Here is a 13,793-nt window from a genome sequence, read left to right on the forward strand (position 1 = left end):
GCGCCGGCACTGCCGCCGAAGACGGCGCGATGCCCGCGCGCAGCGTCCATGGCTCGGCCGAACACAAAACCTCCGCCGAGGCTAGGCGCGCTCGGAGCCGTGGACGGCTTCGGTGCGGGTCTCCGGTTCGCTAGAGGTCCCGCCCGGCCCGCCGCGCTGGACGACGCGCCGCAGCCAGGAAGGCGCCCACCAGCAGGCGTCGCCGAGCAGGCGCATGGTGGCGGGCACCAGCAGCATGCGCAGGATCGTCGCGTCGATGAACAGCGCCGCGACCATGCCGTAGGCGATGTACTGCATCATGACCAGATCCGACCAGGCGAACGCCCCGGTGACCACCAGCAGGATCAGGGCGGCGGCGGTGATGATCCAGCCCGTGCGCGCGATGCCGGTGCGCACCGCCTCGGTGGTCGTCGCGCCCGCCGCCCGTGCCTCCACGATGCGGGCGAGCAGGAATATCTCGTAGTCGGTCGACAGCCCGTAGATCACGGCGACGATCAGCACCAGCACCAGCGCCATGATCGGCTGCGGGGTGAACTCCAGCAGGTCAGCGCCGTGGCCCTGGACGAAGATCCAGGTCAGGATGCCGAGTGTGGAGCCGAGCCCGAGCAGATTCAGCAGCGCGGCCTTGAGCGGCAGCACCAGGGAGCCGAAGGCGAGCACCATCAGCACGGTGGTGACGAGGAAGACCAGCGCGATCATCAGCGGCATCCGGCGCAGCAGCGCGTCGACGCTGTCGCGCTGGACCGCGGGCTGCCCGCCCACCAGCACGGTCGTTCCCTTCGGCACCGGCATGGAACGCAGATAGTCGATGGTCGCGTTCGCCTCGTGCGCGTCCCGCAGCACGGTCGAGGTGGTGAAGACGCTCGGATGCGCCGGTCCCTGCACCGCGCGCGGGAACGGCGCGATGAGTCCGGGAGCCAGGCCCGCCCGCGCGACCACCCCGTCGATATCGGCGGTGTTGTGGGTGATCAGCACGAGGTCGACCGGATTGATCTGCCGCAGCGGGAAGACCTGGTCGAAGTGCTGCTGCGCCGTGCGGGCCGGATGCCGCGGCGGCAGGAAACGCTCGGAGATACCGCCGAACGCGACGTCGCGCACCGGGGCGATGAGCAGCACCAGGATGGCCACCACCGGAACCGCCACGGCCAGCGGTCTTTTCATGACCCACCCGGCGACGCGGCCCCACGGATTGTCCGCCTCGCGGTCGCTCGCCCGCCGCGCGTGGAACCGATTGAAACCCAGACGATCCACGCGGGGGCCGAGCACGGCCAGCATGGCGGGCAGCAAGGTGATCGAGATCAGCGCCGCGAGCGCCACCGTTACCATCGCGCCGAGGGCGAACGAGCGCAGAAAACCTTGTGGGAACAGCAGAATGGCGCCTGCGGCGACCACCACGATGGTCGCGGAGAACACCACGGTGCGCCCGGCGGTCGCGACCGTGCGCCGCACCGCCTGCGGCAGCTCGCGCCCGTCGGCCAGCTCCTCACGGAACCGGCTCACGATGAACAGGCCGTAGTCGATGGCCAAGCCGAGGCCGACCATCGAGACCACCGGCGAGACGAAGGAGTTCACCTCCATGACGGTGGTCATGGCCCGAATGACTCCCCACGCCCCCAGCACGGTGAGCCCGCCGACGATCAGCGGCAGCGCGGCCGCCACGACGCCGCCGAACAGGAAGAACAGCAGCACCGCCACGGCGGGCACGGCGAACAGCTCCATGCGGCGCTGGTCGTGGGCCATGGTGTCGTTGAGGGCGGCCGCGACCGGTTGCCCGCCCGCGACCTCCATCTCGATGCCAGGTATCCGGAACTGATCGGCGACCTTTCGATAGTTGCGCATGATCTCGGTGTCATCGCTGCCGCGTATGGCGACGGAGGCGAACGCGTACTCGCGGTCCTGGGAACCGAAGACATCCGGCAGGTGCAGCCCGGTGTCGGTGGGCCAGTAGGTCGCGTTGATCTTGGTGATCCGGTCAGGGAAGCGTTGCGGCAGGCTGTTCAAGTGGCCCACGACGGTGGCGGCGAAGGCGGGATCGTCGATCGTCCTGCCTGCCGGGGCGCGATACAGCAACAGCACATCGGCGATGTGATCGTGGCCGAACGCCTCGTCTTTGAGCCGGGCCGCCCGCGCCGATTCCGAGGTCGGATCGTTCCACCCGCTGACGCTGAGATGTTCGTCCAGCCCGAGGCCGTACCCGCCGAGCGCGAGCAGTGCGGCGACGACGACCCCGATGACGGTGAATCGCCGCCGGACGAGCATATCGGTCCAGTGCGTGAACTCGGCGAACAATGCCGCCTCCTAACCGATGACATCGTATTTCGGCGAGGGCCGGGAACAGGTGAAACCTAGCAATATCAACGCATTTCACCGGCTTGCGATCCAGAATTTCGAGATGCCACAACTCGATTCACCGGCCGGTTGTGAAGTCTCCCTGAGCCCGCGCCTGCCGGTGTGGCGGCCGTTACGCTGGGCCGGACGCCAGCTGCGCACAATCTAATTCGCCGATCGCCGGAAAAGAATGGCGGTCGAACTGGATCCGACCCGGAGGATGTGCATGTCGGATATTGCAATTGTCGGCATCGGCTGCAGGTTTGCGGGGGGAATCGACTCGCCCGACACCTTTTGGGAATTCGTCCTGGACAAACGGGACGGCGTGGTCGATATGCCGGCCGATCGCTGGGACTACCGCCGTTACTACGATCCGGAACCGAGGACGCCGGGGCGCAGCTACACCAAGCGCGCGGCGTTCATGACGATCGACCCGTGGGAATTCGACCCGGACTTCTTCGGCATCTCCGCCCGCGAGGCGACCGTGCTGGATCCGCAGCAGCGCCTGATGCTCGAGGTGACCTGGGAGGCGCTCGACGACGCCGGGATCGCGCGGCGCGCGGCGGGCGGATCGATCGGCGTCTACGTCGGCGGGTTCGTGGTGGACCAGTCGGTGATCGGCGTGGTCGGCCCGGCCCTGTTCCACACCGACATGCACACTCCGGCGAGCGCGTCCTACACCATGCTGTCCAACCGGATCGCCTACGCGCTCAACCTCGTCGGCCCCGCGCTCACGGTCGACACCGCGTGCTCGTCGTCGCTGGTCGCGTTTCATCTGGCCTGTCAGGCGCTGGAGAACGGCGACTGCGAGGTGGCGCTCGCGGGCGGGGTGAACGTGATGCTGCAACCGGAGACCTTCGTCCTGATGTGCAAGGGCGGCTTCCTGGCCGCGGACGGCCGCTGCAAGTCCTTCGACGCCTCGGCCGACGGCTACGGGCGCGGCGAGGGCGCGGGCATGGTGGCGCTGAAGAAGCTCGACGACGCCGTCCGCGACGGCGACCGGATCTACGCGGTGGTGAAGGCGACCGGCTCCAATCAGGACGGCCGCACCACCGCGATCACCGTCCCCAACGCCGATTCCCAGGAGGCGCTGGCCCGTTCGGTGTGCAACCGTGCCGGGCTCGCGCCGGAGGCGATCACCTATGTCGAGGCGCACGGCACCGGCACGCTGGTCGGGGATCCGGTCGAGTTGCGCGCGCTCGGCCGGGTGTTCGGCGCGCCGGCAGGGCGCACCCGTTCGCTGGGCGTCGGCTCCGTGAAGTCGACCCTCGGGCACACCGAGGCCGCGGCGGGTATCGCGAGCGTGATCAAGGCGGCGCTGGCCATCCGGCATCGCACCATCCCGCCGCAGGGTTGGCTGGACACACCGAACCCCGACATCCCGTTCGACGAGTTGGGCTTGCACGTGCAGCTCGAGGCGGAGGCGCTGCCGGACGACGCCGAGCCGATGACCGTCGCGGTCAACGGTTTCGGCTACGGCGGCACCAACGCCCACGCCATCCTGCAGGAGTTCCGGCAGGGCTCTACCCCGCCTGTCGCGCCGGCGAGGCATTTCGGCGTCCTGCCGATCTCGGCGCGCAGCACCGGCGCGGCGCGTGCGCTGGCCGGCCGGTTCGGGGATCTGATCGCCGCGGGCGCCGATCCGGAACGGCTGGCGGAGGCCGCCTGGACCCGCATGGCGCACCACCAGTACCGCACGGGCGTGCTCCTCGGCGACACCGCCGAGCTGGTGCGCGATCTGCGCTCGTTCGCCGCGGGCGAGGGCCGCGACGCCGCGCGCACGATCGTGGCGCGGACGGCCGAACCGGTGTTCGTGTTCTCTGGCATGGGCCCGCAGTGGTGGGGGATGGCGCGCGAATCGCTGAGCGGCGAGGGTGTTTTCGCCGACACCGCGAAGGCGGTCGACGCGGAGTTCCGTTCGGTCGCCGGGTGGTCGATCATCGAGGAGCTGCTGCGGCCCGAGCAGGAGTCACGGGTCACCAGCACCGAGGTGGCGCAGCCGGCCAACTTCCTCGTGCAGGTGGCGCTGGTGCGGGAGCTGGCCGAGTACGGCATCCGGCCCGCGGCCGTGGTCGGGCACAGCGTCGGCGAGGTGTCGGCGGCCTACGTGAGCGGCATGCTGTCGCTGCGCGACGCGGTGCTGGTGGCCTATCACCGGGCCCGGTTGCAGGCGACGACCGCCGGTTCGGGCGGCATGCTCGCGGTCGGGATGTCGCCGGAGCGGGCCCGCGAGCTCGTCGGCGACGACCAGCGGGTGGATGTCGCCGCGATCAACAGCGCGAGCTCGCTGACCTTGTCCGGTGATGCCGACCGCCTCGATGCGCTCGCCGAGAAGCTCACCGAGGACGGCGTTTTCGCGCGCAGGCTGCGCGTGGAGGTGCCGTACCACAGCCGGTTGATGGACCCCATCCTGGACGAGCTGCGCACGGCGCTGGCCGGGCTGACGCCTGCGGCGCCGACCGTGCCGCTGTACTCCTCGGTCACCGGCGAACCGGTGCTCGGCCCGGAGTGGGACGCCGAGTACTGGTGCGCGAACGTGCGCCAGCCCGTCCTGTTCGCCGACGCGGTCACGAAGCTGATCGGCGCGGACCACCGGGTCTTCCTGGAGGTCGGCCCGCACCCGGTGCTCTCGGGCAATATCCGCGAAGCGCTGCTCGGCGCGGACGTCAACGGCACGACGGTGCCGACGCTGGATCGCAAGCAGCCGGATTCGGTGAGCATCCGCCGCACCCTCATCGGCCTCTACGGCGCGGGCGTGCTCGACCTGGACGAGCTGTTCCCGGCGCGGCATCCCGCCACCCCGCACGTGCCGCTGCCGCGCTATCCGTGGCAGCGGACCCGGCTGCACGCGGCGCTGCCGCTGTTCGAGCAGGCCCGGCTCGGCACACCGGGCGCCTACGCCATGCTCGGCGATCCCGACGTGGAGGGCCGTCCGGACTGGCTGCTGCAGGTCGGCACCGAGCTGCTGCCGTGGCTGGCCGACCACGTCGTCAACGGCGTCAAGATCATGCCGGGCGCGGCGTACCTGGATGCCGCGCTGAGCGCGACGGCGTCCCGGCTCGGCGTGGAACGGGTCGCGCTGGAACAGGTGCGGTTCGTGGCCCCGCTGATCATGGGCGCGCCGGACGTGCCGCTGGTGGCGCTCACCGTCGAGGAGGCCAGCGGCCGGTTCCTGATCCGATCGCGCTCGGCGACCGGGACGGCCTGGACGGTGCACGCGTTCGGCCGCACGCTGACCGGCAGCCACAAGCCGACCAAGGTCACGGTGCCCACCCTGGACGTCGGTCTCGACGTCGACCCGGACATGTTCTACAGCGGCCTGGCCGCGGCGGGACTGCAGTACGGACCGGCTTTCCGCCGCGTCACCTCCGTGCGCGTCGGCGCGGACGCGGTGGTGGCCACCGTCGACGGCGCCATCGCCGCGGACTCCGGACATCTGGCCCACCCCGCGGTGGTCGATGCCGCGATGCAGTCCGCGGCCCTGCTGTTCGCCGACGCCAGGATCGACGAGGGCACGCTGGTGCCGGTCGGTGTCGCGGCGGTGCGGCTGGTCGCGCCGCTGCCCGAGCGGATCACCGTGGTCGCGCGGCGCGACCCACGGGCCAGGCTGCGCGCCGACGTGGACCTGCTCGACGACGAGCACAACCTCGTGATGCGTTTGAGCGGCCTGCAGATCGGCGCGCTGGCGCCGGGCCAGGATCCGCTGCACCGGATGGTCGACTTCTACTACACCGAGACGCTGGAACCGCGCGACGCCATCGATCCCGCCGCCCTGCCGCAGGATTCGGTGTCCACGGTGATCATCGCGCTGGGCAGCAGCTGCACGCGGGCGGGGCAACTGGCCGCCGCGCTCCCGGGCTCCCGGCTCTACGTGGCAGGCGTGGCGGGCCGCGAACTCGCCGCCGATCTGGCCGCGACACTGTCGGCCGCCAAGGCGGAGGGCGCCGACCGGCTGCACGTCTGCGTGGTCGCGGGCGGGGTCGAGGACGATGTGGCCGATCTGTGGACCCTGGAGCGGATCGCGGTGGCCCTCGACGAGTTCGTGCACCCGGAGACCACCGAACAGGGGCCGCAGAGCGTCTTCGGGGACGGGCGGTGCCATGCCACCCTGGTGACCGAACAGGCGTTCGCCCTGCCGGACAGCCCGGTCCCGCCGAACTCGAATCACGCCGCGCTGGCCGGTGCGCGCCGGGTGCTGCTGAACGAGCAGTCGGCGTTGCGCTGGCGGTTGATCGACGTCGAACCCGACACCGCGATCGGCGATCTGATCGGGGAGCTGGCGGTGCCCGGCGCCTTCTGGAACGACAACCTCGACGAGGTGGTGCTGCGCGCGGGCAAGCGCTGGGTCCCGATGGTGACCAAGCCGTTGCAGGAGCGCCTCGACGCCCTCGACACCGCCGAGCCGCTGACCGACCCGGAAGCCAACTTCGCACTGGAGATGCCCCGCACGCGCCTGCTGTCGGCGTTGGCGTGGCGGCAGTGCCCGCGGCCCGAACCGGGACCGGGCCAGATCGAGGTGCGGATGAAGATCATCGGCCTCAACTACAAGGACCCGCTCAAGGTCATCGGACTGCTCGGCGAGCGCGAACTGGCGCCGACCTATTTCGGCACCGTGCCCGGAATGGAGGGCGTCGGCGAGGTGGTGCGGGTCGGCGCCGCGATCACCGACGTCACGGTGGGGGATCTGGTCGCCGTCGCCGCCAAGGGCATGATGCAGCGCTACGTCGTCGTCGACCGGCAACTGGCCATCCCGCTGCCCGCCGACGCCGATCCGGCCTACTGCACCAGCACCATCGCCTTCGGCACCGCCGAGTACGCGCTGCTGGATCTGGCCCGGCTGGAACCGGGCGAGACGGTGCTGATCCACGGCGCGGCCGGCGGTGTCGGCACGGCCGCGATCCAGGTGGCCAAGGATCGCGGGGCGCGCATCATCGGCACCGCCAGCACCGACGAGCGCCGCGCCCACGTGCTCGCCCTCGGCGCCGATCACGCGATCGACTCGCGCTCGCTCAACTTCGTCGACGACGTGCTGGAGCTGACCGGAGGCAAGGGCGTCGAGGTGGTGCTCAGCAGCGCGCCGGGGGAGATCCTGCGCCAGAACTTCAACGCCGTCGCCGAATTCGGGCGCATCGTGGAGGTCGGCAAGGCCGACATCTACACCGGCGGCCTGTTGGAGATGGCGAACTTCGACAAGAACCTGGCGTACTTCTCGATGGATCTGGACCGCTTGGTCGCCGTCGACGCGCAGCGGCTGGCCCGTTTGCTGCAGCGGGTCTACGAGAAGGTGCTCGCGGGCACCTACCAGCCGCTGCCCTACAGGCTGTTCGAGACCGACGAGGTGGGCAGGGCCTTCGAGGAGACCATCCGCTCCACCGGCTTGGCCAGGATCGCGCTGCGCATGGATTCACCCACCCCTGCGGTGCGGCCGTACCTGCCGGAGATCGAGATCGACAGCGCCGCGACCTATCTCGTCACCGGCGGTTTCGGTGGGTTCGGGATGGCCATCGGGCGCTGGCTGGTGCTGCGCGGGGCGCGGCGGCTGGTTCTGCTCGGCCGCGGCGGCGCGAGCACGGAGGAGGCCCGCCGTCAGCTGGAGGCGTGGCGAACGGTAGGCGTGGAGGTGGTCGAGGAACGGGCCGACGTCACCGATCCGGAGGCGGTCGCCGCGATCGTCGCGCGGTCGCACAGCGCAGAGCACCCGCTGCGCGGAGTGTTCCACGCGGCGGGCGCGGTGGCCGACAATCGGCTGGCCGCCATGCAATTCGACGAGCTGGCACGGGTGTATCGCCCGAAGGTGCACGGTGCGAGGGTGCTGCATCGGGCCGTAGCCGACGCGGGCATCCGGTTGGACATGTTCGTGCTGTGCTCCTCGGGCGGCTCGATGTACGGCATCTACGGTCAGTACAACTACTGCGCGGCCAACGTGGCGGTGGAGTCGCTGGCCGAGGAATGGTCCCGGGCCGGCGAGCGTGCGCTGTGCGTCGGCTGGGGGCACCTGTCCGGCGCGACGGGAGGCATGGCCGCCGACGAGACGGCCCTGAAGTACCTCGATCTGGTCGGCTTCGACCCCATCGACATGGCCGACGCCACCGCCTATCTGGAGCAGACGCTGCGCTTGGGCGTGGCCCGCGCGGCGATCATCCCCACCGACTGGGCCAAGCTGACCGGCACCTTCCCACAGCTGACCCGCACCGGGCGCACGACCGCGCTCGCGCAGGCCTCCGCGAAGGACACCTCCGAACTGGCCCGGCTGCGGGCGGAGGTGGCCGCGATCGAAGAGGGCAAGCGCGGAGCCTTCGTCGCCCGCAAGATGGCCGAGGAACTCGCCGTCGTCATGGGCGTGCCGGTCGAGTCCATCGACATGACCGTTCCGGTGCCCGAACTCGGGCTGGATTCGCTGATGGCGGTGGAATTGGGGGCGCGGGTCACCAAGACGCTCGGCATCGACCTGATGTCGCTGCAGATGGGCCGGTCGTTCAGCCTCGAGCAGGCGGGTCCGAAGGTGGCGGAGCTGATTCTCGCCGCGGAGTCCGGTCAGGCACAGCCGGTCGCGGATCCGGCCCCGGCGTCTGCGTCGAACGGCGCAGCGCCCGAACCGGTTCCGGCGCTGCTGGCGGCCGGGGCCAAGCCGTGACCGGCCGCCGTCGTCGAAACGAGGAGTTCCCGTGGTCCGTTTCGGGCTGATCGATGAATGGGAGCCGGGGCCGGGCCGGCTGGTCAGCTGGGTGGCGTCACCGGAGTCGGTGGCGCGCGCCCGGCGGGCGCCGGTGCACCCGGCCCCGCCCTCGCACCAGCAGGAGCAGTATCTGCGCCTCGCCGATCGGCACGCCGACGCGGATTTCCGGTACTCGGGCCTGTGCCTGGTGACCGCGGAGATCCCGGCCGGCGGGCTGGACCGTGCCGCGATGACGCGGGCGGTCAACGCGTTCCTGCTGCGCCACGACACCTTCCGGACCTGGTTCCGGGTCGACGCCGCCGGTGCGATCGAACGGCACCTCGTGCCCGCCGGCGACGTCGATTTCGTGCCCGTCGACTACGGGCACGTGGACGAGGCCAGGGCCATCCGCGACCATGTGCAGAAGACCACGCCGGGGCCCTTCGACTGGGACTGCTTCACCTTCGGGGCGATCGAACGCGAGGACTCCACGACGGTCTACCTGGCGGTCGATCATCTGCACACCGACGGATTCGGCCAGTACCTGTCCGGGTTCGACCTCGCGCTGTTGTACCTGCGCGAGGTGTGGGAAGACGTCGGCATGCTGCAACCCGCGGCCAGCTATCTCGACTACTGCACCGCCGAGCGAGAGTACACCGGCCGGATGACGCTCGCCTCGCCCGGCGTGCAGAAGTGGCTGGAGCTGATTCGCGGAAACGACGGCGAACTGCCCTCTTTTCCTTTGAATCTGGGCAGGCGCACCGATGTCTACAACCGCAGCGCGCACCGCACGGTCACGCTGTTCGACGAGCACACCGCGCTGCGGTTCGAGCGGGTCTGCCGCGACAACGGCGCGGAGTTCGTCGGCGGCATCTTCGCCGCGGCGGCGCTGGCCGAGCGCGAGCTCGTCGACAGCGACTACTACTTCGGCATGACGCCCGTCAGCACCCGTAGCTCCGCGGCCGAACGAGCGTCCGTCGGCTGGTATGTGACGTTGCTTCCGGTGGCCTTCCCGCTCGGGTCTGCCACCTCTTTCGGCCGAGCCGCGGCCCTCGCGCAGCACGCTTACGAGAATGGCCTTCGCCTGGCCCCCACCTCGTTCCAGCGCGTGGTGGAACTGCTGCCCGCCGACTCCGATCTGGATCTGAAACCGGGCTGGTCCACGCCGATGATCTCCTACGTCGACGCCAGAGAACTGCTCGGCAACGAGTTCTTCGACCTGGCGTCGTGCGGGTTGTACGCCAATCGGGCCGCCTCCGAGCAGGTGCTGATCTGGATCAACCGGCTCGCGTCGGAGACCACGCTGAGCGTCATCTACCCGGACACGCCGGTGGCGCACGATTCCGTCGAGCGCTATGTGGCCACGCTGCGAGCGGTGTTCGCGGCGGCGGCCGGGAAGACACGGTGAGGAGGACCTGTGCACACGGCATTCCGGGATCCGGGGATCCCCGACGGAGAGAAATCCGTCTACACCGTCACCGTCGCCGACCGGCCGCCGAAGCTGGACCTGATCAGCGTGGTGTCGCACGACGGCGACGGCTACCGCTCGATGCTCGAGGTCGGTCTCGGGCACGCGAACTTCGCGATGACCGTCGAGCAGCGGTTCCAGCGCTCGGGGGACCGGTTGTCGGCCGAGCGCTACCGCGCCGAAACCCGCTCGGGCGCCGCGGTGGTCAGCCGGGAGGAAGCCAACTTCATCGGCACCACCCACCTTCAGTTCGGCGGCGGTATCGCGCCCTTCCCGGCCAACGTGATGCCGCTCGCCGGTGGCCTGACATTGCTGCGCGGCCTCGACTTCGCCGAGGGCGCCGAGGAGTGCGTCGATCTGTGGCTGGCCTTCTCTGTCCACGTCCCGCTCGGGGCGAAAGTGGAGCAGCGCACCGTCGTCGACGTACCGGCCGGGCGCATCACCAGCTGGCAGGTACGGCTACGGCCGCGGTTGTCCGGGTTGAACACGATGGTGGAGAAGGTGATCGGCGGATTCCTGCCGCCCGCGGTGGCCCACTTCGACGCGGACCCGCCGCACCGGCTGGCGCGGCTCAGCTTCCCGACCGGGCCGATGCCGTGGGATCCACGCGGGCTGATGGAACTGGTCGCGTAGCACCGCGGGGTCCGGAAGGCGGTGCACATGTCGGGCGATGCGGGAGGTGCGGCGGGGCGCGATGAACATGCCGCCCGGCCCGCACTGCGCGCGGGCCGGGCGGCTTCCTCGGTCAGCTGATCTGCGTGCCCGACCAGCCGAAGCTGAAGCTGTGGCCCTTCGAGGTGCACAACAGGGCGCCCCGGCCGCCTCCGGTGCAACTGGCGCCACCGTTGGTGAGGGTGCCCTCGATCGGCGGGCTGTCCGCGCGGCCGTGCGGGCCGGTGAGACCGAAGGTCGGATGGGCGGGCAGGAACGGCAGGTCGATCGCCAGATCGTAGACCGTGAATCCGAACAGGTTGGTGCCGTAGCGGCCCCGCAGGAGTTTTCGCCGCAACAGCCAGGCAGTGCCGGTGAGGGACCGAAAAGGCGCGGCGACGGGATCGGTTTGCTGCGGAGGCACCGTCCCACCGGCTTGTCCGCCGAGTGAACCTCGGGGTGATCCACATCACTGCCTGACGCTGTCAGGAATCCGGCAGCTGTCTCGTTCAGGGAACACGCGAACCAGACAGGAGCGAACCATGAAGCACCGCATCGTCGTCCTCGGGGCAGGCTACGCCGGAGCCTTCTCCGCCGGCTACCTGGCGCGTCGGCTCCACTCCGACGACTTCGAGATCACCGTGGTCAACGCCGAACCGGATTTCGTCGAACGGCTGCGCCTGCATCAGCTCGCCGCCGGGCATGATCTCCCGCACCGGCCGCTGGCGGAGGTGTTCGCAGGCACCGGCATCCGGTTACGGGTGGCGCGGGTGACCGGCGTCGACGTCGAGCACCGGACTGTCACGGTCGCCGACGGCGATGGCGTCGACCGGCTCGGCTACGACACCCTCCTCTACGCGCTCGGCAGCACCGTCGCCGATCACGGTGTTCCTGGCGTCGACGAACACGCCTTCCACGTGGCGGCGCGGCCGTCCGCGCTGCGGCTGCGCGCACGACTGGACGAGCTGCGCGGGGACGGCGAAGTGCTGGTGGTGGGCGGCAACCTGACCGCGATCGAAGCCGCCACCGAGATCGCCGAAGCCCGCCCCGGGCTCCGGGTCGCCGTCGCCACCAGCGGCGAACTGGGCGGCTGGCTGGGCGCCGAGGCCCGCCGCCACCTGCTGCGCGCCTTCGATCGGTTCGGTGTCACGGTCCACGAGCACACCACCATCGAGCGCGTCGAGCAGGCGGCGGCGGTCGCGTCCGACGGCACTGCCCTCGCCTCCGACGCGACCGTGTGGGCCGCGGGGTTCGCCGTCCACCCGATCGCCGCCGCCAGCGGCCTCGAGGTGCTCCCCGACGGCCGGATCGAGGTCGACCGTCAGATGCGGTCGGTCTCCCACCCGGATGTGTACGTCGCCGGTGACAGCGTCTTCGTCATCGGCGACAACGGTCGCCCGTTGCCGATGTCCTGCGCTTCGGCGGGATACACCAGCATGCAGGCGACGGCCGCGATCATCGGGGACCGGACCGGGCGCGAGATCCCGACGACCGCGCTGTCGTATGTCGGCAACCACATCAGCCTCGGTCGCAAGGACGGGATCTTCCAGTTCGTGGACGGTGCGGCGCGATCGAAGTCGTGGGCGCTGCGTGGCCGGGCGGCCGCGCGCGTCAAGTCGGCGATCGTCGGGACCGCCGCCTGGAGCGTGAGCCACCCGACCTTCGGAAGGCCGAGTCGCCGTTACCGCTCGGCCACCGCCCGAGAGCGCTCCCTCGACGCGATCGCCGCATAGGTCGCGCTCATGGACACGGCCACCCTGGCGCGTTTCGAGGCCAGCCGGAATCGGCTGGCCGCACTCGCCTACCGTCTGCTCGGCTCGGCCGCCGACGCCGAGGACACGGTGCAGGACGCGTTCCTGCGGTGGCAGGCCGCCGACCGCGAGTACGTCGAAGTGCCGGAGGCGTGGCTGACCAAGATCGTCACCAACTTGGCGCTGGACCGGCTCCGGTCGGCGCGACTGCGGCGCGAACGCGCGGTCGGCGCCTGGATGCCCGAACCGCTCCTCGGCGGCGACCCGATGCTTGGCCCGGCCGACACCGTCGAACAGCGCGAATCGGTGACCCTGGCGGTGCTGACGCTGATGGAGCGTCTCTCGCCGGTCGAACGGGCCGTCTACGTGCTGCGCGAGGCCTTCGACTACAGCCACGCCGAGATCGCCGGGATCCTCGGCATCAGCGAGTCCGCGAGTCAGCAACACACCCACCGAGCCCGGCGCCGAATCGCCGCCGCCCGCAACGGCGCGGACATCGACCATGCCTGCGCGCGCCGCATCGTCGAGGCGTTCGTCGACGCCGCCTCATCGGGCCGGACCGAACGGCTGGTCGCGCTGCTGACCGACAACGCCACCGGCATCTCCGACGGCGCCGGGCTGGGCCTGGCGGGGAAGCTGATCCGGTACGCGACCCCGGAGCGGATCGCAGGCGCGGTGCGAGCCGGCTTCAAACCGACGCCGGCCAAGCGCAGGCTCGCCGGTGGCACCCCGGCGATCCACGCCGCCGTGGTCAACGGCTGCCCGGCCATGGTCGCCACGCTCGGCGACCGTGTCGTGGGCCTGGTGGTGCTGGAGGTCCGCGACGACAAGATCGCAGGCGTGCGCGGCATCGCCGCCCCGGACCGACTCGGCCGTCTCACCGAGGAATGGCGGCGGCAGGAGCACGACGTCCCCTTGATCGAATCGTGGTGACCGGCGG

At 70.6% G+C, this 13,793-nt stretch carries 7 protein-coding genes; 5 read left to right on the forward strand and 2 right to left on the reverse strand.

Annotation, left to right across the window (positions count from 1 at the left end; translation table 11 throughout):
- Nucleotides 1–81: 81 nt before the first annotated feature.
- A complete protein-coding gene (locus tag ACWDMM_RS14705; protein ID WP_449937791.1) occupies nt 82–2,289 on the reverse strand; it encodes an MMPL family transporter in 2,208 nt (735 codons plus the stop codon).
- Nucleotides 2,290–2,554: 265 nt separating this feature from the next.
- Here ACWDMM_RS14705 and ACWDMM_RS14710 point away from each other — a divergent pair, with 265 nt between their 5' ends.
- Genes ACWDMM_RS14710 through ACWDMM_RS14720 form a run of 3 tightly spaced genes read left to right on the forward strand, consistent with a single transcriptional unit; the run spans nt 2,555 to nt 11,084 of the window.
- Nucleotides 2,555–8,962 (forward strand): type I polyketide synthase, encoded by a 6,408-nt coding sequence (locus ACWDMM_RS14710; RefSeq protein WP_357105656.1) that lies wholly within the window; start codon nt 2,555–2,557, stop codon nt 8,960–8,962.
- Between the two features lie 31 nt (nt 8,963–8,993).
- Entirely contained in the window at nt 8,994–10,391 is a 1,398-nt protein-coding gene (locus ACWDMM_RS14715; protein ID WP_195080140.1) for a condensation domain-containing protein, read from the forward strand.
- Between the two features lie 9 nt (nt 10,392–10,400).
- Nucleotides 10,401–11,084, forward strand: coding sequence for a hypothetical protein (locus ACWDMM_RS14720; RefSeq protein WP_449937796.1), 684 nt, complete (start codon nt 10,401–10,403; stop codon nt 11,082–11,084).
- Nucleotides 11,085–11,196: 112 nt separating this feature from the next.
- On the opposite strand, the gene ACWDMM_RS14725 is transcribed toward ACWDMM_RS14720, so the two are convergent.
- Nucleotides 11,197–11,526, reverse strand: a complete 330-nt coding sequence (locus ACWDMM_RS14725; RefSeq protein ID WP_195080138.1) for a hypothetical protein — start codon at nt 11,524–11,526, stop codon at nt 11,197–11,199.
- Nucleotides 11,527–11,644: 118 nt separating this feature from the next.
- Here ACWDMM_RS14725 and ACWDMM_RS14730 point away from each other — a divergent pair, with 118 nt between their 5' ends.
- Both ACWDMM_RS14730 and ACWDMM_RS14735 read left to right on the forward strand, forming a co-directional pair.
- Nucleotides 11,645–12,835 carry an NAD(P)/FAD-dependent oxidoreductase gene (locus tag ACWDMM_RS14730; protein WP_449937798.1) on the forward strand — a complete coding sequence of 397 codons (1,191 nt, stop codon included), beginning with the start codon at nt 11,645–11,647 and terminating at the stop codon, nt 12,833–12,835.
- 9 nt (nt 12,836–12,844) lie between these two features.
- Nucleotides 12,845–13,786 (forward strand): sigma-70 family RNA polymerase sigma factor, encoded by a 942-nt coding sequence (locus ACWDMM_RS14735; protein WP_449937800.1) that lies wholly within the window; start codon nt 12,845–12,847, stop codon nt 13,784–13,786.
- Nucleotides 13,787–13,793 lie beyond the last annotated feature (7 nt).

Source organism: Nocardia sp. NPDC003726 (assembly GCF_053586955.1).

What these genes read in the sequence shown, in the direction of transcription:
- ACWDMM_RS14710 (WP_357105656.1), top strand. Translation starts at nt 2,555, where the DNA reads ATGTCGGATATTGCAATTGTCGGCATCGGCTGCAGGTTTGCGGGGGGA.
- ACWDMM_RS14730 (WP_449937798.1), top strand. Translation starts at nt 11,645, where the DNA reads ATGAAGCACCGCATCGTCGTCCTCGGGGCAGGCTACGCCGGAGCCTTC.
- ACWDMM_RS14735 (WP_449937800.1), top strand. Translation starts at nt 12,845, where the DNA reads ATGGACACGGCCACCCTGGCGCGTTTCGAGGCCAGCCGGAATCGGCTG.